Annotated in this window: 22 protein-coding genes; 15 read left to right on the plus strand and 7 right to left on the minus strand. The window is 62.9% G+C overall.

What is annotated here, in order from left to right:
• Nucleotides 1-136: 136 nt before the first annotated feature.
• From AB8A38_RS13465 to AB8A38_RS13475, 3 genes are all read right to left on the minus strand, one after another.
• Nucleotides 137-997 (minus strand): 23S rRNA (adenine(2030)-N(6))-methyltransferase RlmJ, encoded by an 861-nt coding sequence (locus AB8A38_RS13465; RefSeq protein ID WP_439086292.1) that lies wholly within the window; start codon nt 995-997, stop codon nt 137-139.
• Nucleotides 998-1,029: 32 nt separating this feature from the next.
• On the minus strand, nt 1,030-1,716 hold the full coding sequence (locus tag AB8A38_RS13470) for a ribonuclease T2 family protein (protein WP_120288589.1): 687 nt from the start codon (nt 1,714-1,716) through the stop codon (nt 1,030-1,032).
• Between the two features lie 86 nt (nt 1,717-1,802).
• Nucleotides 1,803-2,273, minus strand: coding sequence for a hypothetical protein (locus AB8A38_RS13475; RefSeq protein ID WP_089261833.1), 471 nt, complete (start codon nt 2,271-2,273; stop codon nt 1,803-1,805).
• A 164-nt stretch (nt 2,274-2,437) separates the two neighbouring features.
• Here AB8A38_RS13475 and AB8A38_RS13480 point away from each other — a divergent pair, with 164 nt between their 5' ends.
• The 3 genes from AB8A38_RS13480 to AB8A38_RS13490 all read left to right on the plus strand — a co-directional run bounded on the left by AB8A38_RS13480 (nt 2,438) and on the right by AB8A38_RS13490 (nt 4,232).
• Nucleotides 2,438-2,731, plus strand: a complete 294-nt coding sequence (locus tag AB8A38_RS13480; protein ID WP_068731365.1) for a hypothetical protein — start codon at nt 2,438-2,440, stop codon at nt 2,729-2,731.
• Between the two features lie 101 nt (nt 2,732-2,832).
• Entirely contained in the window at nt 2,833-3,324 is a 492-nt protein-coding gene (locus AB8A38_RS13485; protein WP_439086293.1) for a DUF3617 domain-containing protein, read from the plus strand.
• Nucleotides 3,325-3,440: 116 nt separating this feature from the next.
• A complete protein-coding gene (locus AB8A38_RS13490; protein WP_439086294.1) occupies nt 3,441-4,232 on the plus strand; it encodes a thioesterase family protein in 792 nt (263 codons plus the stop codon).
• Nucleotides 4,233-4,239: 7 nt separating this feature from the next.
• On the opposite strand, the gene AB8A38_RS13495 is transcribed toward AB8A38_RS13490, so the two are convergent.
• Both AB8A38_RS13495 and hisS read right to left on the minus strand, forming a co-directional pair.
• Nucleotides 4,240-4,446 carry a tautomerase family protein gene (locus AB8A38_RS13495; RefSeq protein ID WP_093759344.1) on the minus strand — a complete coding sequence of 69 codons (207 nt, stop codon included), beginning with the start codon at nt 4,444-4,446 and terminating at the stop codon, nt 4,240-4,242.
• Nucleotides 4,447-4,578: 132 nt separating this feature from the next.
• The gene (gene hisS / locus AB8A38_RS13500) at nt 4,579-6,141 is read right to left on the minus strand and encodes a histidine--tRNA ligase (protein ID WP_439086295.1); all 1,563 of its coding nucleotides are present in this window, start codon (nt 6,139-6,141) and stop codon (nt 4,579-4,581) included.
• A gap of 121 nt (nt 6,142-6,262) precedes the next feature.
• On the opposite strand from hisS, the gene AB8A38_RS13505 reads away from it, so the two are divergent.
• From AB8A38_RS13505 to AB8A38_RS13520, 4 genes are all read left to right on the plus strand, one after another.
• Nucleotides 6,263-6,856, plus strand: a complete 594-nt coding sequence (locus tag AB8A38_RS13505; protein WP_439086296.1) for a phage holin family protein — start codon at nt 6,263-6,265, stop codon at nt 6,854-6,856.
• Nucleotides 6,856-7,983, plus strand: a complete 1,128-nt coding sequence (locus AB8A38_RS13510) for a YihY/virulence factor BrkB family protein (protein WP_439086297.1) — start codon at nt 6,856-6,858, stop codon at nt 7,981-7,983. The genes AB8A38_RS13505 and AB8A38_RS13510 overlap by 1 nt, the downstream gene beginning before the upstream one ends.
• A 152-nt stretch (nt 7,984-8,135) precedes the next feature.
• Nucleotides 8,136-9,626, plus strand: coding sequence for an EAL domain-containing protein (locus AB8A38_RS13515; RefSeq protein ID WP_439086298.1), 1,491 nt, complete (start codon nt 8,136-8,138; stop codon nt 9,624-9,626).
• A 15-nt stretch (nt 9,627-9,641) separates the two neighbouring features.
• Entirely contained in the window at nt 9,642-10,496 is an 855-nt protein-coding gene (locus tag AB8A38_RS13520; RefSeq protein ID WP_439086299.1) for a TIGR01459 family HAD-type hydrolase, read from the plus strand.
• A 1,038-nt stretch (nt 10,497-11,534) separates the two neighbouring features.
• Here the strand turns inward: AB8A38_RS13520 and AB8A38_RS13525 are convergent.
• The gene (locus tag AB8A38_RS13525; protein ID WP_089263591.1) at nt 11,535-11,930 is read right to left on the minus strand and encodes a response regulator; all 396 of its coding nucleotides are present in this window, start codon (nt 11,928-11,930) and stop codon (nt 11,535-11,537) included.
• A gap of 260 nt (nt 11,931-12,190) precedes the next feature.
• On the opposite strand from AB8A38_RS13525, the gene AB8A38_RS13530 reads away from it, so the two are divergent.
• The 8 genes from AB8A38_RS13530 to AB8A38_RS13565 all read left to right on the plus strand — a co-directional run bounded on the left by AB8A38_RS13530 (nt 12,191) and on the right by AB8A38_RS13565 (nt 22,006).
• Entirely contained in the window at nt 12,191-13,162 is a 972-nt protein-coding gene (locus tag AB8A38_RS13530; RefSeq protein WP_439086300.1) for a bifunctional riboflavin kinase/FAD synthetase, read from the plus strand.
• The gene (locus tag AB8A38_RS13535; protein ID WP_439088514.1) at nt 13,159-13,719 is read left to right on the plus strand and encodes a sugar O-acetyltransferase; all 561 of its coding nucleotides are present in this window, start codon (nt 13,159-13,161) and stop codon (nt 13,717-13,719) included. Before AB8A38_RS13530 ends, AB8A38_RS13535 begins: the two co-directional genes overlap by 4 nt.
• Nucleotides 13,720-13,898: 179 nt before the next feature.
• The gene (gene ileS / locus AB8A38_RS13540) at nt 13,899-16,895 is read left to right on the plus strand and encodes an isoleucine--tRNA ligase (protein WP_439086301.1); all 2,997 of its coding nucleotides are present in this window, start codon (nt 13,899-13,901) and stop codon (nt 16,893-16,895) included.
• On the plus strand, nt 16,868-17,389 hold the full coding sequence (lspA, locus tag AB8A38_RS13545; protein WP_315840806.1) for a signal peptidase II: 522 nt from the start codon (nt 16,868-16,870) through the stop codon (nt 17,387-17,389). The genes ileS and lspA overlap by 28 nt, the downstream gene beginning before the upstream one ends.
• Before the next feature lie 100 nt (nt 17,390-17,489).
• Nucleotides 17,490-18,203 carry a hypothetical protein gene (locus tag AB8A38_RS13550; protein ID WP_315840805.1) on the plus strand — a complete coding sequence of 238 codons (714 nt, stop codon included), beginning with the start codon at nt 17,490-17,492 and terminating at the stop codon, nt 18,201-18,203.
• Between the two features lie 129 nt (nt 18,204-18,332).
• Nucleotides 18,333-19,730, plus strand: coding sequence for a M16 family metallopeptidase (locus AB8A38_RS13555; protein ID WP_315840804.1), 1,398 nt, complete (start codon nt 18,333-18,335; stop codon nt 19,728-19,730).
• Nucleotides 19,731-19,759: 29 nt separating this feature from the next.
• Complete coding sequence (locus tag AB8A38_RS13560) at nt 19,760-21,094, plus strand: M16 family metallopeptidase (protein ID WP_439088515.1); 1,335 nt, start codon at nt 19,760-19,762, stop codon at nt 21,092-21,094.
• Nucleotides 21,095-21,103: 9 nt separating this feature from the next.
• Nucleotides 21,104-22,006: a ketopantoate reductase family protein gene (locus tag AB8A38_RS13565; RefSeq protein WP_439086302.1), complete on the plus strand. Its 903-nt coding sequence runs from the start codon at nt 21,104-21,106 to the stop codon at nt 22,004-22,006.
• On the opposite strand, the gene AB8A38_RS13570 is transcribed toward AB8A38_RS13565, so the two are convergent.
• Complete coding sequence (locus AB8A38_RS13570) at nt 22,003-22,686, minus strand: ROK family protein (RefSeq protein WP_439086303.1); 684 nt, start codon at nt 22,684-22,686, stop codon at nt 22,003-22,005. The genes AB8A38_RS13565 and AB8A38_RS13570 overlap by 4 nt on opposite strands.
• Nucleotides 22,687-22,715 lie beyond the last annotated feature (29 nt).

A 22,715-nucleotide genomic window follows, 5' to 3' on the forward strand; every position in this document is an offset into this window, starting at 1 on the left:
AACCATTCGCGGAAGCGGAACGTAAAGCCAGTCACAATGACAGCAGCTTAATACGGTTCCGCCGGGATTGACTACCGTTTTTGGCGGCGCCGTTTGATAGTTGGAGTTTGCGTAGTTCAGCGCAGGCTGTGCGACGTCAGGGTTTGGCCGTCTCGAGCCGGAAGCGTCCGGCGCCGCCAAGGCCAAGCGGCTTCTCGAGCTGCGGCAGGATTTCCTTGAGCTCGGTAGCAAGCTTCCACGGCGGATTGACGATCAAAAGTCCCGTCGAGGTCAGCGGACCATCCGCCGTTTGCGGTGCAACGCTGAATTCGAGGCGCAGACATCTACCAGGCGTGGCGGATGCAGCGGCCGTCGCGGCAACGTGCTGCGCCAGCTCATCGGTGGCGCGGCGGCTTTTGGCGGGATACCACAGCATGTAAATGCCGGTCGCCCATTTGGCATAGACCTGCTCGAACACTGCAGCCATCCGCGCGAACTCGTTCTTGTCTTCATAGGGCGGATCGATCAGCACCACGCCGCGTCGTTCTTTCGGCGGCACATAGGCCGGCAGACCGATCCAGCCATCGATATCGACCACGCGCGCCTGCTCGTCCCTCCGCAGCGCTGAGATTAGCTTCTTGCGCGCTTGCGGCTCGACCTCGCAGCACACCATGCTGTCCTGCGGCCGCATCAAGGCGCGCGCGATCAGCGGCGAGCCGGGATAGGCTTTGAGTTCGTGCGGCGCATTGAATGACCGGACGATGTCGAGATAGGGCGCGACCAGCGGCGCACTGGCTTCGCTGAACCGCGCCTGCAGGGCGCGCGCGATGCCGGTGGTCCATTCGCCGGAGCGCGTGGCTTCGTCGCCGGTCAGGTCATAGAGCCCGGCGCCGGCATGACTGTCGATGACGCGGAACGGCGCCGGCTTCTCCTGCAGATGCGTCAGGATGCGGACCAGCACGATGTGCTTGATGACATCGGCAAAGTTGCCGGCGTGGAAGGCGTGGCGATAATTCATGCGCCAGCAGTACGCTAGGAATGCCGGTTGAGCTAGCCGCCTCGCATCGGCGGCATCACCACCTGATCGCGGCGGCAGGCGCGGCGGTCAATCTCCTCGCAGGCGCGGAACTGGAGATCCTTGCTCATGCAGACCCGGACCTCGGTCAGGCGGTTTCGATCGCAGGTCACGGCGATGGCCGAATTGCTGAGACCCGGATTGACCTTGATGAAGGCTTCCTCGATTGCGTCAGGCGCAATTGTCTTGGCCTGCTGCAGATCGAGAAACTCGTCGGGAATTTTGACGCCGGCGCGCGCCTTGCGGATGGCTTCGAAATAGGCGCGCTGGCCGAGGCCGGAGCAGGTGCCGTGCTTGTCCCATTCATTGAAGATCAGGCCGGGCGCCGGCATCAGGTCGAGCATCGACTGCATGATATTGCGTGCCAGCCGCGGGGCCGGACGCTCGCAGTAATTCGGGAAGCCGCGGTCATATTGCGGCCACAGGCCATGAACCACGAAAGAGTAAGGCCGGCCGCCGCATTGCATCTGGGCCGAGCGGTTGTTGCCACCGCGCTCCTGGGCCGCCTCGCAGAAACTCGGCGACCACGACAGCGACAATACGTAAAAATCGAATTCGCCCGGCGCGTTCTGCCGGCGGTCCTGTGCTGAGGCCGGATCGACGCTCAGCGCCGCGAGCGCGAGAAACCCAAGCGAAATGACAAGTCGAAATGCCTGAAACATGACGCGCCCCACCCCTGAGAAGGGCAAACCTAATCAGGCATCAAGAACAATTCAAGAACAAAATGGGTTGGATCCGCAAACAAAGCTTAGTGCTTCGCCGCCCGGCAACGCGGGTTATAGGCCCAGTCGCGGTCGAGACCGACGACGCACCATTCCACGCCCTGGCCGTAGCCGGCAAAGCCGCCATCCTCGATGATCGAGTAATGCACCTGGCGCGTCTTGCCATCGGTCAGCATCGCGTCGGCGGTGCAGTAGCGGCGCGGGATGTTGTCGGAGGTCCAAGGGCGGAAGGCCGTCTCGTGGACTCGGCTGAAGCCGGTAATCTGCAGCGCCGAATTCCAGAAGGTGCTTTCCTTGTCCTGGAACTGCGACGAAATCGTCGAGAGACCAGCTTCGCAATCCGCCAGACGGCCCTCGTAGTTCGGCCCGGACAGCCAGAAGTTCAGCTCGAGCAGGTTCGCAGCCTGTGCGCCCGGAGCCAGGGTCATAAGCCCGAGAACGGCGCCGGTAACGGCAGCCAGGACGGCTTTCTTCCAGGATGAAATGAGGTCGCGCATGGGGAATCCGCCGTCTGATGATTGTTCCCGGAACGTGCCGCGAAGCCCGTGCAGGGTCAAGTGCATCGCGGCCACACCCAGCGCACAACTCTGTCAGAACCCGGACGGCGTTCTTTTCAGCGTCGCCGATGCCCTCTAAGGTGCCCATAACGATGGAGACGGTGATGCGAATGATTCGGTTGGCGATTTTGGCTGCAGGTCTGAGCGGTGCGATCATGAGCAGCGCGGCCAAGGCCGACTGGGTGCCTCCATTCAAGGGCAATGACACCGGCGGCATCATCTCCACATCCCTGATCAGCCAGACCGACATTCGGGCCCTGGCGATCGATCATTGCGCGCGTTACGGCAAGGTCGTGAAATTCCTGAGCGCACCGCAGGAATATGGCGCCTACGTCTCGTTCGCCTGCCGCTGGGTGCCCTATGGCGCCTCGGATCGGCCGCTCCGCGTTCGCTACTGAACCTTTTCACGCGACACAGCGTCTCATCGGCTTGGGGAGAACCAAGCATGATGCGACGCTGTGTTTCACTGTTGAATATTTCCGTTTTGAGCGCGACTGCGATGTTGTGGGCAATACCCGCCATCGCCGATCCCATCGAGTTGCCGGCGCGCAAGGCCGGGCTCTGGGAAATGAAGATGCAGGGCAGCGCCGGGATGCCCGGCATGACGATGCAGCACTGCACCGACGAGACCACCGACAAGTTCATGAACACGACCTTCTCGCCGATGGCGAAGGACATGTGTTCGAAGAACGAGATGAAGAAGACCGCGACGGGCTATGTCACGGATTCGGTCTGCAATATCGGTGGCACCACCAGCACGTCGCATGCCGAGATCACCGGCGATTTCAACTCTGCCTATACGATGAAGATCACCTCGCAGAGTTCGGGCGGCGCCAAGGCCAACACTGGCGACAGCACCACGCAGCTGGAAGCCAAATGGCTCGGCGCCTGCAAACCGGACCAGAAGCCCGGTGACATCATGATGCCCGGCGGCATGAAGATGAATGTCAAAGACATGGAGAAGATGAAGGGCATGCACCGGCCGCAATAGAGCCGCGCGCCCGCTGCGCCGATGTTTTCCACCGCTGCGTTCTCCGCTATAGATGATGGTAATCATCCCAATGGCGTGCATGACGCCAGCGACAGGAAACTCCGAAGGGCAGCTCCATGACTGAATTCACCGCATTGATGTCGTCCATGACGCGCTCCGGCGACGGCTGGGCCACCCATGTCAGCGACGACTGGCTACAGGGCCGTACCGTCTATGGCGGTCTGGCCGCGGCACTGTGCATGCAGGCTGCGCTCAATGAATTCGGCGCCGTGCCGCCGCTTCGCTCGGCGCAGATCGCCTTCGTCGGCCCGGCCCCCGGTCCATTGCAGTTGCGCGCCAGCGTTCTGCGCAAGGGCAAATCGACCTTGTTCGCCAGTGTCGATCTTGTCGGCGAAGCAGGCCTCGCGACCCGCGCCATGTTCTGCTTCGGCGCCGCGCGTGAATCGGCTTTTGCCCATGTGGTTACCGGGACGCCAGAACTGAAAACACCGGAGGACTGCCCGGACTTCTTTCACCGTGCGCCGCCGACGCTACGTTTCCTGGAGCATATCGAAGGCCGGCATATGGGGGGCTCGATGCCGTTCAGCGGCAGCGAGGATCCGCAGATGATGCTGTGGCTGCGCCACCGCGAGCCCGGCATCCAGCCGTCGCTGGTGGCGTTACTGGCCTTAGCCGACGCGCCGCCACCGGCAGCTTCCGTCCGATCCACAACGCCCTCGCCGATCAGCACGATGACCTGGTCGATCGACATGCTCACCGACGAGATCACCACCGACGACGGCTGGTGGCTGATCCGCAATGTCGCCGAGCAGATCGCCCATGGTTATTCCAGCCAGGCGATGACGCTGTGGAATCGAAACGGCCGGCCCATCATGGCCAGCCGTCAGAATATCGCAGTGTTTGGATAGTAGAGGCTTACTTCTTCGCCGCGGCGGCTGCGCGCTCGACGAAGGTCTGGCCACCCTTCATCTTATTGTTGAGCGGCGCTTCGTTGATCTGGATGACGACGGCATCGGCGGTGACGCCGAGATTCTTCACCAGCGCCTGGGTGATGTCGAGCATCATGCCCTTCTTCTGCTCGTCGGTACGGCCTGCCGCCAGGTTGATCGTGATCTCAGGCATTGATGTCTCCTTTTATGATTTCACTCTCGTCATGGCCGGGCTTGTCCCGGCCATCCACGACTTTCTCAATCGACCGTATCAAACAAGACGTGGATGCCCGGGACAAGCCCGGGCATGACGATCAACGGATGGTTATGAGCTCCACTTCACGCCGTGCTTGTCGAGAATCTTGCGGACCGCGCTGACGAGATCGTTTTCCGCGATTTTGGTCTGCGCTTCTGCCTGCTTCTGCAGATAGGCGTCACGATCGCCTTCCAGATCCGACAGTCCGGCACCGAGGATCAGATCCTTCAGCATCACTTCGCCGGTCGCCTTTTCGTCGGAGCCTTGAATGATCACACACGGTGAATTGCGCCGGTCGGCATATTTCAGCTGGTTGCCCATGTTCTTGGGATTGCCGAGATAGAGTTCGGCGCGGATGCCGGCATTGCGCAGGCTCGCAACCATCTTCTGATAATCGGCGACACGGTCGCGATCGAACACGGTGACGACGACCGGGCCGAAATCCGGCGTGGTGTCGATCTTGCCGAGCAGCGTCAGCGCCGCCTGCAGTCGCGAGACGCCGATCGAGAAGCCGGTTGCGGGCACCGGCTCGCCGCGGAAGCGCGAGACGAGACCATCGTAACGACCACCGCCACCGACGGAGCCGAAGCGAACGGGACGGCCCTTTTCGTCTTTGGTTTCGAGCGTGAGTTCAACTTCGTAAACGGGGCCGGTATAGTATTCGAGGCCGCGCACGACAGACGGATCGATCTTGATACGATCGGCTTGATAGCCCGCCGCAGTGATCAGCTTTTCGATCTCGGCAAGCTCGGTGCGTCCCTGCTTGTACGCATCGGAGCTATCGAGCTTCGCAGTCGGCTCGCTCGCCGCGTCGAGGCTACGCAACACGGTTTCGGAATCTTCCGCGGCAAGCCCGGCGCCCTTGGTGAAGTCGCCCTTGCCCTCCTCGCCACCATCCCAGCGTCCGGAACCAAGCAGCTTCCTGATCTCGTCGACCGGAAACTTGTCCATCTTGTCGATGGCACGGAGCACGGTGAGCCGTCGCCCGGCATTGTCGTCACCGCCGAGGCCGATGCTCTCCATCACCCCGTCGAGCACCTTGCGATTGTTGACGCGCACCACATAGCTGCCGCGCGGAATGCCGAGCGCTTCCATCGCATCCGCCGCCATCATGCACATCTCGGCATCGGCTGCCGGCGAGCCGGAACCGACGGTGTCGGCATCGAACTGCATGAACTGGCGGAAGCGGCCCGGACCCGGCTTCTCGTTGCGATAGACGTAACCTGCACGGTAGCTGCGATACGGCTTCGGCAGCGCGTCCCAATGTTCAGCGACGTAGCGCGCCAATGGCGCGGTCAGGTCGTAGCGCAGCGAGATCCACTGCTCATCATCGTCCTGAAACGAGAACACGCCTTCATTGGGCCGGTCCTGATCGGGCAGGAACTTGCCGAGCGCATCGGTGAATTCCATGGTCGGGGTCTCGACCGACTCGAAGCCGTAGCGCTCATAGACCTCGCGGATGGTGTCGGTCATGCGCCGGGTCGCGGCGATATCTGCCGGTCCGCGGTCGCCAAGGCCACGCGGCAGACGCGCGCGCAGTTTCTGGGGTTTTTTGGGCTTTTCAGACTTTTCGCTCATAGCGGCGTGGTACCAGCGCAGGCAGGAACCGGCAAGCGCAGCGCTGGCTGCCATGCGTATTTGGCCTGCGTGCTGCCCCGCGGCGCGGCTACCGCCGCCGCGGAACCATCACCCTGTCTCCTCGTTCAATTTGACACGCCGACAACGTTGGCCGACTCAGAATGAGGCTTTCACGATGCCACCGCTCGCAAGCGCCCTGCTGCAAACAGGGCTCGCGCTCAAGCTCAATCAGGTCAAGCGCGCCACATCATCCTATATCCGTGACCGCAGCGAACAGACCCAGGGCATCGCGGTGTCTTACGCGGTTGCTGCCGGACTTTATGCCGCCGCAGGCGTCTTCCTGATCGCCACCTTGCTCGTCGGCGCTGCCGCGCTGTTTCGTTGGGTCGAACTGCGCTACGGGCTGTTTCAGGCCTTTGGCGCAACCGGCGGACTACTGCTGGTGCTCGCTGTCCTCTTCGCCGTCCTTGCGGCGAGCCGGCTGAAACGTCCGGCGAAGCAGTTTCCAAGCTTAGGGAGCCGCTTGCGTGTCGCGATCAATGCGAGCCCCAGCCAGCATGAGCAGACGATCTCGGCAGCACCCCATCGTGCAGCCGCACCCAATGAATTCAGGCCGAGCATACGCCCTGTCCAGTCCTCGCAGAGCAGCGGCCCGGTGAAAGCTGGACTGGTGCTCGCCGCGACGCTTGCCGGCTGGGCTTTCGCCCGGCGCCGCAACCTTGCGCAACCAGCCCCTACCCGCAGACCCGCGAGCAAAGCGAACGCTTGATGGCCGTCCGCCGATCCGACACGGACAGCCTGCTGCTTGTCGCAGCGACAACATTTGCCGTGCTTGCGTTGCAGAGCTTTTTCTCGGCGCGCACCGCAGAGAGGTCCGTTGTCGATGAGCCGCACCCGATCGGCGACAACGACATCCCGCCACCGGCGACATTCACCCGCGAACTCGCCCAGTCCGGCCGCGGCCGCCATTCGGCCAGTCCGCTGCAGATTCCATGGACGGGCTGGAAGGACGTGCTGTGGCGGACCTATGAGCAGATCAATGATGACCGGTTGCTCGCTATCGCGGCCGGCGTCGTGTTCTTCGGCCTGCTCGCCGTGTTTCCGGCGATCACTGCGCTGGTTTCCTGCTACGGGCTGTTCGCCGATGCTTCCACGATTTCGGACAACCTGCAGACGCTGGCGCTGATGCTGCCGGACGGTTCGTTCCAGATCGTGCAGGATCAGATCGCGCGCGTGCTCGCCAATGGCCCGGCCAAACTCGGCCTTACCTTCCTGTTCGGCCTTGCGCTGGCGCTGTGGAGCGCGAATGCCGGTGTAAAGGCCGTGATAGATGCGCTCAATGTCGTCTACGGCGAGCGCGAGAAGCGCAGCTTCATCAAGCTCAATATGCTCTCGCTCGCCTTCACCACCGGTGCCATCACCGCGCTCCTTCTCATGGTCAGCGCCGTCGTTGCGTTGCCGCTGACGCTGGACCGGATCGGTCTCGCAACCGACAGCAAGACGATCATCAGCCTCGCTCGCTGGCCTCTCCTGCTGCTCATTGTCGTGCTGGCGCTCGGCATCCTCTACCGGTTCGGCCCAAGCCGCCCCGGCGCGCGCTGGGAATGGCTCAGTATCGGCACACTCGCTGCGGCCCTGCTCTGGCTTGCCGGCTCGGCGCTGCTGTCCTGGTATCTGTCGAATTTCGGCAATTACAGCGTCACTTACGGCTCGCTCGGTGCCGCCATCGGCCTGATGATGTGGATGTGGATGTCCGCCATCATCGTTCTGTGCGGGGCCGAACTGAATTCCGAGATCGAGCACCAGACCGCCGTGGATACCACCGTCGGACCGGGACGACCGATGGGCGCACGCGGCGCTGCCATGGCCGATACGCTGGGCCGCGCCAGCATCTGAGGTGCAAAAGCACCGGTGGGCAAGTTCTCCCAGCCCTGCTTTCCGAATCAACAATAATGCTAAGCTTCCCCGTACACTTAGCGCGGGAGCGCTCGCGGCCGTGCCTCCGCCGCGCCGTTCAGGAGTTTGGATTTGAGGATGTTGCGCGCGTTATGATCCGCATCTCCACGATTTTTGTCGGCATTTGCATGGTGCTGGTCTCAGCTTCGCTTGGCCTGGTGCTGTATGCGATCGCCGGCATCAGCGGCTACGAATCTGCCATCGTCGCACTGACCGCGCTGACCGTGATGATCCTCTACAACGCCGTGTCGATGCGCATCAAAGACCGCACCGAATCCACCGGCCAGATCACCGATCTGTCGCGCGGCACCGCCGATCTTGCCCGGCAGGTCGCCGAATTCGGCCGCCGCCTCGCCGTGGTCGAGAGCAAGATCGCATCCGCCGGCACAGCCAATCAGGACCGTATCCAGACCGTCGCCGGTGAGATCGGCGAATTGGGCGCGCTGGTGAAGCAACTCGCTACATCGGTCGCCACCCATGAGGACATGCTGACGGCGATGCCCGCCGCGCCGGCGACTGTTTCGGCGGCGATCGCCCCGCCATCGCCACCGGTCAAAGCCGTGACCGCTGCCGATGTGCCGCTCGCCGTCGAGGTCGCCGAAGACACCGTGACACCGACGGCTCCTGCGATCGTCGTCCGGCCGGAGGCAAAGCCGGCGCGCGACAATGCGCAATTCACCGCCATGGTGAAGGATGCCATCTCCGACAATCGTATCGACATCTATCTGCAGCCGATGGTCACGCTGCCGCAGCGCAAGGTGCGCTTCTACGAGGCGATGACGCGGCTGCGCGACGACAAGGATCAGGTGATCACCGCCGACGAGTTCATCGGCCCCGCAGAAGCCGCGGGCCTGATGGGCCAGATCGACCACATCGTGCTGCTGCGCTGCATGCAGGTGCTGCGCCGCCTGATGGTGCGCAACAAGGATGTCGGCGTGTTCTGCAACATGGCTGGCGCGACCCTGTCGAATGCCGAGACCTTCGCGCAATGCATCGACTTTCTCGAAGCCAATCGCGCGCTGGCGCCGTCTTTCGTGCTGGAATTCAAGCAGAACGTGTTCCGCAATCTCGGCCCGATCGAGAGCGAGCATCTCGCCGCCCTCGCCCAGCGCGGCTACCGCTTCTCCATCGATCACGTCACGGATTTGCGGATCGAGCCCCGCGACCTCGCCGATCGCGGCGTGCGCTTTATCAAGGTACCGGCAGCACTCCTACTCGACCCCAAGCAGACGTCGAATTCCGACATTCATCCCGCCGACCTCTCCGACCTGCTCGGCCGGTTCGGAATCGACCTGATCGCCGAGCGAATCGAGGGCGAACGGGCCGTGGTCGACCTGCTCGACTTCGACGTCCGGTTCGGGCAAGGCTTCCTGTTCGCGGCGCCCCGCCCGCTCCGGCCGGAAACGCCGGCCAATGGCGGTGCGCCAAATCCCGCTATCAAAGAACCCGCCAGGGAACTCGCCAAGGCACCCACGGACCCCAATGGCCTAGCGAGATCCGCCCCGACCACGCCTGCGCGGCCTGAGCCGCCGCGCTCCACCGGCAATGCCGCGCTGGCGCGCCGCGCCACCGGCCCGAACTGAACGGCCCTCAATCCAATGACCACACTACGTTTCGCCGAGCGCTTGCGCGATCTCACGGACAATGTCGATGTCGTCCTCAGCGACATCTGGGGCGTCGTCCATAACGGCCTCGAGTCGTTCCCCGAAGCCTGCGAGGCGTTGCATACGTTTCGCGCCAAGGGCGGCACGGTGATCATGATCACCAATGCGCCGCGCCCCGCCGACTCCGTGCAGCGGCAGTTGCGCAAGCTCGGCGTCGCTGACGACACCTATGACGCCATCGTCTCGTCCGGCGACCTCACGCGCAATTTCGTCGCGGGCCGCCCGGGTCAGGCGATGTATCTGATCGGACCGGACCGCGACAGTTCGATCCATCGCGGCCTCGATGTGAAGCTCACCCAGCTCGATCAGGCCGACTACATCGTCTGCAGCGGATTGTTCGACGACGAGACCGAATCCGCCGACGACTATCGCGACATGATGAACCAGGCGCTGGCGCGCAAGCTGACGCTCGTATGCGCCAATCCGGACATCATCGTCGAGCGCGGCGACCGCTTGATCTACTGCGCCGGCGCGGTCGCTGAACTCTATCGCGAGATGGGCGGCGAGGTGATCTTCTACGGCAAGCCGCATCGGCCGATCTACGATCAGGCCATGGCGCTGGCCAAGGCGAAGCGCGGCAAGGACACGGCGCTGGACCGCGTGCTGGCGATCGGCGATTCCGTGCGCACCGATCTCACCGGCGCACATGCCTATGGCATCGACCTGCTGTTCGTCACCCGCGGCATCCATGCCGGCGACTTCGAAGGCATCGAACAGATGGGCGCCGCGGAAGTGAAGGAACTGTTCGGCCATCCACCGAAAGCGCTGATGCGTGAATTGAAGTGGTGAGCTGACACATAGAGTGGGGTGACGCTCTCGGTCGTCATGGCCGGATGGCGCGAAGCGAGCTTCGCAATAATCCCAGGCTTCTCCCCACGTCATGGCCGGGCTTGACCCGGCCATCCACGTCTTCCTTCATGTGTGACTAAGGCGTGGATACCCGGCATGCGCCGGGCATGACGGCGTTTGTGTTGAGCGTTCGCGCGTCACGCGATTTCAGATTCAGCTGTCAAACATTCCCTGCTCTTCAGACATGCGACATCGCCCCTGTTGTTTGCGGCGCGGGGGCGCCGTCGTGTCTTGCATTCCCTGCCCCCTGTGAGAGGGCGTGCGGAACGCCGGGTGCCCGTTGCACCCTTGGGCCTGATGCGAATGCGGTCTTCCGCAAGGGGTAATGCATCAGGACTTTCGGAGGCGCAGGGCAAGTGCCCGGCGTTCCGCCTGCGGTGTTTTTTCGGTTGCCTGCACATCTGCCATGGCGAACGGTCCCATCACCAAAATTAATGTCCCAGGGCGGAGGGACAGGGTAGCCGCAAAGCACTTGGCCGGACGCGTTTTGACTTGGTCGTCCGTCACACTGTCCAGGGGGTCTTTCCATCCCAAGGTCGGCCGTCTCCTTGCCAGTGTCATTGCTGGCGCAGATCCGTCCTGCCCGAAGACAGACGTCACCCCCAAACCGCGTGACGCCGCATCTCCGGCGTCCACCGCATCCCACCCGCGAACGTGACGATCGCGATCGCCCCTCTCGGTGGGGCAGGACAAAGGGGAATATAAACCTGATGGAGATGCTGTCAACGGGAGATAGGAAAAAATGTTTAGGCGTTACTTGCCGCCTCAGACTGTCATTCCGGGCGGCTGCGCGCCTTCGCGCAGGCGACCCCGGAATCCCGACATATTTTGCGCTGAGCACTCCGGGATTCCGGGTTCGCACTTCGGCGGCATTGCCGGCGACGCACACCCGGAATGACAGGGGGAGCCGAAACGCAAAACGCCCGGCAAGAGGCCGGGCATTGCGAAACTCGAAAGCTCTGAGCGAAGCTGCGCGGCTTACGCCGGCACGGTGTCGGGAAACACGGCTTCGATCTTGGTCTTCAGCGTCGCCGCGTTGAACGGCTTGACGATGTAGTTGTTCACGCCGGCCTTCTTGGCGGCAATCACGTTCTCGGTCTTGGATTCTGCCGTGATCATGATGAAAGGGGTCTGCGACAGGTTGGGGTCGGCGCGGACTTCCTTGAGCAGGTCGTAGCCCGTCATCGGCTCCATGTTCCAGTCTGAAATCACCAGGCCATACTTCTTGGTACGCATCTTTTCCAGCGCCATCGAACCATCGCTGGCATCGTCGATGTGTTCGAAACCAAGCTGCTTCAGAAGATTGCGAATGATGCGGATCATGGTGTTGTAATCGTCCACCACCAGCACCGTCATCGACAAATCAACCGCCATCTTCATTCCCCCTGAGGCACGATACGCAAATGCAAAAAATGATATTTGCCGTCAGGCAAACCGTTCCAACCGGGATTGGCGAGTATTGCTGTCCGCGGCTTGGGGCAAGAATTAGCAGGGTGGGTTAAATTTCCAGTTAACCGCCCCATGGCGCGAAATTCGTCAAATTCGAGAAGAAAGCTGATTTTACCTTCGCTTGACTTCGACGTGGTGGGCGCGCCACGGTCCCTCACCCGCCAAAACCACCAACGAATCCAATCATGACGACTGCCTTCACCGTAATCCGCGACACAACGCCTGCGAATGCCATCCCGCGCGGATGCGTCGTGGCAATGGGTAATTTCGACGGCGTCCATCTCGGCCACCGCGCGGTCATCGGTGCTGCGTTACGCATGGCGAAACTGCATAAAACAAGCGCTTTGGCGGTGACCTTCGAGCCGCATCCGCGCAGTTTCTTCAGCCCGAACACGCCGCAGTTCCGGCTCTCTGACGAAGCCGCCAAGCTGCGCCTGCTGGCGGGAACCGGCCTCGCCGGCGCCGTCGTCATGACCTTCGACAAGGGACGCGCCAGCACCACGGCGCAAGACTTCATTCACCACGATCTCATTGAGCGTCTCGGCATCAGCGGCATCGCCGTCGGCTACGACTTTCATTTCGGGAAAGGCCGCGTCGGTTCGCCCAGCCTGCTGGCCAACGAAGCGCCGCGCCTCGGCATCGAAGTCGACATCCAGCCGCATATCGATATCGATGAGCGCCCGGTGTCTTCGACGGCCATCCGCATGGCCTTGGCTGAGGGCCAGGTCACCGAGGCCACGGAGATGCTGAACGGGCCGTGGTTCATTACTGGCGAAATCATCCACGGCAATAAGCTCGGCCGCGACCTCGGCTATCCCACCGCCAATATCCGCCTGAATACCAATTGCGGCCTCAAGCACGGCATCTACGCCGTGCGGGTTGGCCGCGGAAAAGAGCGCTTCGACGGCGTTGCGTCGTTCGGCCGCCGCCCGACCTTCGACAACGGCGCGCCTCTGCTCGAAGTGTTCCTGTTCGACTTCAAGGGCGACCTTTACGGCCAGACACTGGACGTCGCCTTCATTGCCTTCATCCGCGATGAAATGAAATTCGAGGGCATCGAACCGCTGATCCGCCAGATGGACGACGACAGCACCAAAGCGCGGGCCGCGCTGGCAGCCGCACCGGATGCGTTTCCGAAGCTGGGAGACATCGACTGACCAGGACCGAAAAGCAGAAAATGCTGGCGGGCGAACTCTATCGCCCCGGCAGCCCCGAGCTGGTCGCTGACGAGAAAGCCAACAAGGCCTGGCTCGCAAAATACAACGCGCAATTGGACCGGCCTGTGGCCGAACGACGGACACTGCTCGCCGAGCATTTCGGCAAAGTCGGCGCAGACTGCGTCATCCGACCGCCGTTCTTCTGCGACTACGGCTACAACATCCATCTCGGCGACAACGTCTTCCTGAATTTCAACTGCGTGATCCTGGACATCGTCGAGGTTACCATCGGCGATCGCACCCAGATCGGCCCGGCCGTGCAGATCTACGCCGCCGACCATCCGCGGGACGCAGAGACCCGCCGCAGCGGACTGGAATTCGGCCGGCCGGTCAAAATCGGCGCCGATGTCTGGATCGGCGGCGGGGCCATCATCGTGCCCGGCGTGACCATCGGTGACGGAGCTGTGATCGGAGCCGGCAGTGTCGTGACCCGGGACGTTCCGGATGGCGCCACCGTGGCCGGCAATCCGGCCCGGGTGATTGGCAAACGGGGCTAATCCGGCCCTTTGCGATCCTCTCCCCGACTGCTATTGAGTGCCGGATGTCTGCACGGCGCCCCAGCATAAGCATTATCGGCCCGGCTTCCGCCTGAGCTTCGCTCGGCGCAAGACCGGGACCGTCCAGTTTCATCGCGTTTTCACGCGTTTCAGCGCCATTCGAGCAAGCCAGAGCAATTATGTCCGACAAGCCCGCCAAATCCGATACGCACGACTATTCCAAGACCCTCTATTTGCCGCAGACCGAATTTCCGATGCGCGCAGGCCTGCCGACCAGCGAGCCGAAAATGCTGGCGCGCTGGAACGAGATCGACCTCTACGGCAAGCTCCGCGAGACCGCGAAGGGCAAGCCGAAATTCGTGCTGCATGACGGCCCGCCCTATGCGAACGGCAACATCCATATCGGGCATGCGCTCAACAAGATCCTCAAGGACGTGGTGACCAAGAGCCAGCAGATGCTGGGCTTCGACTCGAATTACGTGCCGGGCTGGGACTGTCACGGCCTGCCGATCGAGTGGAAGATCGAGGAAGAGAACTACCGCTCCAAGGGCAAGGTCAAGCCGAACTTCAAGGACGGCGCGGCGATGATCGCGTTCCGCCAGGAATGCCGTGCCTATGCCAACAAGTGGCTCGACATCCAGCGCGAGGAATTCAAGCGCCTCGGCATCATCGGCGACTGGGCCGGCCGCTACGCCACCATGGACTATTTCGCCGAGGCGCAGATCGCGCGCGAGCTGATGAAGTTCGCGGCCAATGGCACGCTGTATCGCGGCTCGAAGCCTGTGATGTGGAGCGTGGTGGAAAAGACCGCGCTGGCCGAAGCCGAAGTCGAATATGAGGACTACACGTCGGATGCGGTGTGGGTGAAATTCCCGGTCGCCGCCGAATTCGGCCGCCTCGCCAAGGCCGCAGTGGTGATCTGGACGACCACACCATGGACGCTGCCGGCCAACCGCGCCATCTCGTTCTCCAGCAAGATCGCTTACGGCCTCTATGAGGTCACCGAGGCGCCGGAGGATAACTGGCTGAAGACCGGCGATCTGCTGATCCTCGCCGACGCACTGGCCGAGAGCGTGTTCAAGCAGGCGCGCGTCACGTCATGGAAGAAGAGCAGCGAGCTGTCCTCGGACATCCTCGAAGATCTGGAATGCCGTCATCCGCTCAAGGGTCTCGCCGGCGGCTATGATTTCATCGTGCCGCTGCTCGACGGCGATCACGTCACCGACGATACCGGCACCGGCTTCGTGCATACCGCGCCAAGCCACGGCCGCGACGACTTCGATATCTGGACGTCGAATGGCCGCCAGCTCACCGAGCGCGGCATCGCGACCACGATCCCCTATACGGTTGATGAGAACGGCACGCTCACCGAACAGGCGCCGGGCTTCACCGGTGCGCGTGTGCTCAACGACAAGGGCGAGAAGGGTGACGCCAACGAGGCCGTCATCAAGGCGCTGGTCGAGCGCGGCATGCTGGTGGCGCGTGCGCGCCTTAAGCATCAGTATCCGCATTCCTGGCGCTCCAAGAAGCCGGTCATCTATCGCAACACGCCGCAGTGGTTCATCGCGATGGACAAGGACATTTTGGACGACGGCAAGGCGAAGTCCGGCGACACGCTGCGTCACCGTGCCCTCGAGGCCATCAAGATCACGCAATGGGTGCCGGCCACCGGGCAGAACCGCATCAACGGCATGATCAACACCAAGCCCGACTGGGTGATCTCGCGCCAACGCGCCTGGGGCGTGCCGATCGCGGTATTCGTGCGCGAGAAAGGCGACGGCTCCGCAGAGATCCTGCAGGACGAGGTCGTCAACAAGCGCATTGCCGACGCGTTCGAGAAGGAAGGCGCCGACGCCTGGTATGCCGAAGGCGCGCGCGAGCATTTCCTCGGCTCGCTTGCCAATGAGGAGTGGAAGAAGGTCGACGACATCTGCGACGTCTGGTTCGACTCAGGCTCCACACATGCCTTCGTGCTCGAAGACCCCGTGCACTTCCCCGGCCTTGCCGGCATCAAGCGCAAGGTAGAGGGCGGTGCGGACACCGTCATGTATCTGGAAGGCTCCGACCAGCACCGCGGCTGGTTCCAGTCGTCACTGCTGGAGAGCAGCGGCACCCGCGGCCGCGCGCCCTTCGACGTCGTGCTGACTCACGGCTTCACGCTCGACGAGAACGGCCGCAAGATGTCGAAATCGATCGGCAACACCATCGAGCCGCAGAAGATCATCAAGGACTCCGGCGCCGACATTCTGCGCCTGTGGGTCTGCGCCACCGATTATGCCGACGACCAGCGTATCGGCGCGGAGATCATCAAGAACACCATCGAGACCTATCGCAAGCTGCGCAACAGCGTGCGCTGGATGCTCGGCAGCCTCGCGCATTTCCACGACGAGGAGCGCGTAAAGGCAGACGATATGCCGGAGCTCGAGCGGCTGATGCTGCATCGTCTCTCGGAAGTCGATGCCGTGGTGCGGCAGGCCTATACCGATTTCGACTACAAGACGGTGGTGGCCACGCTCGCCGCCTTCATGAACACCGAACTGTCGGCGTTCTATTTCGACATCCGCAAGGACACGCTGTATTGCGACGCGCCGTCGTCGGTGACACGCAAGGCGTCGCTGACCGTGATCGATTACCTGTTCCGCTCGATCGTGACCTGGTTCGCACCCATTCTGAGCTTCACCGCCGAGGAAGCGTGGCTGTCGCGCTACGGCAGCGCGGCCGTATCGGTGCATCTCGAACCGTTCCAGAAGACGCTGCCGGCATGGCGCAACGAGGCGCTCGCCGCGAAGTGGGAGACCATCCGCAACGTCCGCCGCGTCGTCACCGGCGCGCTGGAAGTCGAACGTGCTGCCAAGAACATCGGCTCGTCGCTGGAAGCCTCGCCGCTGATCCATGTCACCGACAAGGCGATCTTCGCCATTCTGGCCGACGTCGATCTCGCGGAGATCTGCATCACCTCGAATGCGATGCTGACCAATGCCGAAGCGCCGGCAGGCGCCTTCGCGCTGAACGACGTGCCCGGTGTGGCCGTGGTGGTGGAAAAGGCCGTCGGCACCAAATGTGCGCGGTCGTGGAAGATCCTGCCGACGGTGGGCGAAGACAAGGAGTATCCTGACGTCACCCCGCGCGACGCGCAGGCGCTGCGGGAATGGAAGGCGCTGGGAGTGGCTGTTTGAAACCAGCCGTCCGCTCCGGGCTGATCGCAGCCATCGTCATCCTGATCCTCGATCAGGCGACGAAGCTGTGGCTGCTCTATGCCTTCGATCTTGGCCATCGCGGCGTGGTCCCGGTCACGCCGTTTTTCGATCTCGTCCTGGCCTGGAATACCGGCATCAGCTACGGCTGGTTCTCCGATTCTGGCCCGACCGGCCAGATCGTGCTGGTGGCCATCAAGGCGATCGCGGTGGTGGCGCTGGCCGTCTGGATGGCGAAATCCGAGACCAGACTGGCCACGATCGGGCTGGGACTGATCATCGGGGGCGCGATCGGCAATGCCATCGACCGGTTCGCCTATGGCGCCGTGGTCGATTTCGCCCTGCTGCACGTCGAAATATCCGGCAAGACCTACAACTGGTACGTGTTTAACCTTGCCGATGTCGCCATTGTTGCCGGTGTAGCGGCCCTGCTGTATGACTCTTTCTTCACGGTACCCGCCGCAAAAGCGCCCTGATCCCAGCCGATACGCAAGGCCAAGGGCGATACCAGCGGAACCGCACCAGGATTCTTCGGATTCTTGCCGATCCGCCAGATATTTGAACAGGATGAACACGATGCGCGAGACCGAAACCGGTTGGGCTCTGCACACTTCATCGGGCGCCTGGACGCGCGCCCTGCGCCTTACCGCCGTTGCCCTTAGCGTTGGTCTCGTGATGTCGGCAGGCGCTGTACGCGCGGCCGATGACGATGACGATGACTCCACCGTCGAACAGAAAGTGATCAAGCAGATCATGACTGGCCTCGGTGGCACCAACATGGAAAACACCGGCATCGACTACCGCGAGCGCTCGCCGCTGGTGGTCCCGCCGAAGATCGACCTGCCGCCGCCGGATGCCAGGGGCCCTGCTCCTGTCGCGAACTGGCCGAAGGATCCGGACGTGCAGCAGCGCCGCGCGGCTGCCGCTGCCGCGAAGACCGGACGCCCTGAAGAAGTCCTGGAAGCCGCGCGGCCATTGACCCCGCGCGAAATGGCGCCGAAGCGCGCACGCGGCGCGTCTGCTGCCGTGGACAATTCCTCGCCGGGCGATCCGAACAAGAACATCGTGCTGAGCCCGAAACAGCTCGGCTATGAAGGCGGCCTGTTCAAGAACATGTTCGGCAGCAACAAGGGTGAGACCGCCGAGTTCAAGGGCGAGCCGACACGCGAGTCGCTGACCCAGCCGCCGGCCGGCTACCAGACGCCTGCCTCGGGCTATGCCTATGGCACCGGGCCGAAGGAAGTCATGAAGAACGATTACAACGTGAACCCGATGACGGGTAAGTTCTGATCGCAGCGCTCCCTTTGCGCCGCCATTCCAAAGACGTCCTTTCACTGCGATCAGCTAGTACGCGCGGATGTGTCCCGCGCGATGGCTTGGTCACGCCTTTCCCCATGCTTTGGAGCTGTTAGCCCCGCCATGACCTCATCATTCCGACTTGCCGCACGATCCGTCGCAGTCGTCACTTTGCTGCTGGCTCCCGCCCTTGCGATATCGGGCGCCCGCGCACAGACGGTGACGGCGAAGCCGCCAACCACGTTCAAGCTCGATAACGGCATGCAGGTTGTGGTGATCGAGGATCACCGCACGCCCGTCGTGACGCAGATGATCTGGTACAAGGTCGGCTCCGCCGACGAGACGCCCGGCAAGTCCGGCCTCGCGCATTTCCTCGAACATCTGATGTTCAAGGGCACCGCGAAACATCCGGTCGGTGAATTCTCGCAGACCGTGCAGCGCGTCGGCGGCGAGGAGAACGCTTTCACCTCGACCGACTATACCGGCTACTACCAGCGCATCAGCAAGGACCAGCTCGGCAAGATGATGGAATTCGAGGCCGATCGCATGACCGGTCTCGTGCTGAAGGATGAGAACGTGCTGCCCGAGCGCGACGTCGTGCTGGAAGAATACAACATGCGCGTCGCCAACAGCCCGGATGCCCGGCTGTCGGAGCAGATCATGGCCGCGCTCTATCTCAACCATCCCTATGGCCGCCCGATCATTGGCTGGCATCAGGAGATCGAGAAGCTCGACCGCGAGGATGCGCTCGCCTTCTACAAGCGCTTCTACGCCCCCAACAATGCGACGCTGATCATCGCCGGCGATGTCGACCCGCAGGAGATCCGCCCGATGGTGGAGCGCACCTATGGCGTGGTCCCGGCGCAGCCGGCGATCCCCGAACGCCGCATGCGCCCACAGGAGCCGACGCCCGCCGCGCCGCGCACGGTGACGCTCGCCGATCCGCGTGTCGAACAGACAAGCCTGCGCCGCTATTATCTGGTGCCATCGGCCACCACCGCTGCGGCCGGCGAGAGCCAGGCGCTCGATGTGCTCGGCCAGTTGATCGGCGGCGGCGCGAACTCATATCTCTACCGCGCCCTCGTCATCGACAAACAGCTCGCGATCAATGCCGGTGCCAGCTACCAGGGCACGGCCCTCGACAGCGCACAGTTTCTGATTTCAGCTTCGCCGAAGCCGGGTGCCGAATTCGCCGATATCGAAAAGACCATCGACGCCGTGATCGCCGACCTCGCAACCAACCCGGTGCCGGCTGCCGACCTCGAACGCGTCAAGACGCAGCTCGTCGCCGAAGCCACCTATGCGCAGGACAGCCAGGCCTCACTGGCGCGCTGGTACGGCGCGGCACTCACCACGGGCCTCAGCGTCGAGGACATCCGTAGCTGGCCCGACCGCATCAAGGCAGTCACCGCCGAGCAGGTGCGCGCAGCCGCACAGACCTGGCTCGACAAGAAGCGCTCGGTCACCGGCTATCTGATCAAGGATACATCTGCGCCGAAGCGCGAGGAGAAGCGGTCGTGAGCATCATCTTCAACGCCGGCCGCCTCGGCATAGCCGTCGCCACCGCCTTCTCACTCGTTACCCTGACGGTGACGCCATCTTTCGCCGCCGCCAAGGTGCAGCGGCTCGTGACGCCAGGCGGAATCGAAGCCTGGTTCGTGCAGGATGCAACCGTTCCCCTGATCGCGATGGAATATGCGTTCGGCGGCGGCGCGGCACAGGATCCGAAGGATAAATCCGGCACCGCCAACATGGTGGCCAGCCTGATGGACGAAGGCGCGGGCGATCTCGATTCCACGACCTTCCGCGATCGCATGGAACGCCGCGCCATCGAGCTCAACTTCAACGCCCAACGCGATTACCTGCGTGGCTCGCTGCGCATGCTGAAAGAGCATCGTGACGAGGCGTTCGACCTCGCCCGGCTCGCTTTGACGTCGCCACGCTTCGACGCCCCCGATGTCGAGCGCATCCGCGCGCAGATCATGTCCGGCCTGCGCCGCGAAACCTCGAACCCGAATTCGCTGGCGACGCGCAAGTTTCTGCAGATGGCGTTCGGCGACCATCCCTACAGCCGACCATCCAATGGCAGCCTGACCGACGTGCCGACCATCAATGTCGACGACATCAAGGCCTACAAGCAACGCATCGTCGCGAAGGACACGCTGAAGATTGCCGTGGTCGGCGACGTCGACCCCGACACGCTCGCGACATTGCTGGACAAGACCTTCGGTGGCCTGCCCGCCAAGGCGACACTGACGCCGATCCCGGACGTCACAGTGGCCAAGCCGCCGCAGAAGGAATCCGTGACGCTGGATGTGCCGCAGACGGTCATCACCTTCGGCAGCCCCGGCGTCAAACGCGACGATCCGAACTTCATGGCTGCCTATATCGTCAATCACATCCTCGGCGGCGGCACGCTGTCGTCGCGGCTGTATCACGAAGTGCGCGAGAAGCGCGGACTGGTCTATTCCGTCAGTGGCTCGCTGCTGTGGATGCAGCATTCCGGCATCTATATCGGCAGCACCGCGACGCGCGCCGACCGTGCCACCGAGACGGTCGATACCGTGACCAGCGAAGTGAAACGCATCGCCGAGCAGGGTCCGACCCAGCGCGAGCTGGACGAGGCCAAATCCTATCTCAAGGGTTCGCAGATGCTGGCGCTCGACACCTCGTCGAAACTGGCCGGCGCACTGTTGCAATATCAGCTCGACAGACTGCCTATCGATTACATCGAGAAGCGCAATGCCGTGGTCGATGCTGTCACGCTCGATCAAGCCAAGGCTGCGGCGAAGAAGCTGTGGGCCGATGGCCTGCTGACCGTCGTCGTCGGCCGCGCGCCCCAAGCCGCCGCAGCGCCGGTGGCCCCGGCGCCGAAGGCCAACTGAGGCGCCGACGTGCAGATCGCGGTGATCGGCGCCGGGGCCGTTGGCTGCTACTATGGCGCCAAGCTGCTGCGCGCCGGCCATGACGTGACATTGGTCGGGCGCCAGATCCATGTCGATGCCATCAATGCACGCGGCCTTCGGTTCGAGAGCGCCGAGTTCGATGGGCTCATTCCGGCGAAGGCGGTGACGCAGATCGCCGATCTCGCGCCGCCGGACCTCGTTCTGTTCGCCGTGAAGTCTGGCGATACGGACAGTTCAGCGGCCGCGCTCAACCCTGTGCTCAAAGCCAATTCCATCGTGCTGAGCCTGCAGAACGACGTCGACAATCCCGAGCGTCTGCGCGCCAGCCTCAGCCAGCCGGTGATCGCTGCAGCCGTCTATGTGGCCTCCGAGATGCCGGGTGCCGGTCATGTGAAGCACAACGGCCGCGGCGAGTTGATCATCGGCGCATCGCCCGAAAGCGAAAGACTGGCGAAGCTGCTGTCCGACGCCGGCGTGCCGACCGCCGTCGCCGGCGACATCGACGCGGTGCAGTGGTCGAAGCTCATCAACAACTGCGCCTATAATGCGCTCTCGGCGGTGGCCGGGATTGCCTATGGCGAGATGTTCAAGGTCCAGGGCGTGCCTGACATCGTCACCAATGCCGTCGTGGAATGCATGGCGGTGGCGCGCGCCTGCGGCGTGTCGCTGCCGCCGGACCTCTTGGACAAGACCCTCGCTCTCGCGGCCAGCATGCCGCTTCAGCAATCCTCAACATCGCAGGATCTCGCCCGCGGCAAGCCGTCGGAGATCGACTTCCTCAACGGCTTCATTGTCCGCAAGGGCCTGGAGCACGGAATTCCGACGCCAACCAACCATGTGCTGCAGGTCATGGTGAAGCTGGTCGAACGCAGCGGGTCGCGGCGCGCCTAGCGGCGCTTCACGGGCTTCGGTGGATCCCAGAGCCGGAAGCCGCCTTTGAATGCATTCGCGTTGTCGCCGCGCCGGGTCTTACGCGGGAGTTTGTCGAGCATCTCCACATTGCCACCGCCGAGCACCGTATAGTCGGGCTCCAGCGCAGCCGTCAGATCAGCAACGACATCAGCCACGCGCTGCCGCCACTTCTTCTTGCCCAGCCGCTTGAGGCCGGCGGCGCCGACATAATCCTCGAATGTCTTGTGGCGATACGGCAGATGGCCCAGCTCCATCGGCTCCAACACGCCATCGATGATCATGGCCCCACCGAGTCCGGTGCCGAGACCGAGAAACAGCATGCGCCCGCCATCATAGCTGCCGACGGCCTGCATCATGGCGTCGTTCACGAATTTGATGGGCTTGCGGAATGCCCGTTCGAAATCGAAACCCTTCCAGCCCGTGCCGAGATTGTGTGGCTCCTTGAGCGGACGATTGCCGGCCACCGGGCCGGGATAGCCGGCTGAGACGACGTCATAGCGCCAGTCTTTGGTCAGCGCCTTGACCTTGCGCACCATTTCCTTCGCGGACAGGTCCGGACCGGATTCGAATTCGCGTTTGATCCCTTCACGGCTGGTCATCACCTTCACATGGGTACCGCCGATATCGATGGTGAGAATATTGCGGGGGGTCTTGGTCATGAGACGTCCGGATTGACTGATGGTGCAAC

The sequence above is a fragment of the Tardiphaga sp. 839_C3_N1_4 genome (genome assembly GCF_051811045.1).
GTDB lineage: Bacteria > Pseudomonadota > Alphaproteobacteria > Rhizobiales > Xanthobacteraceae > Tardiphaga.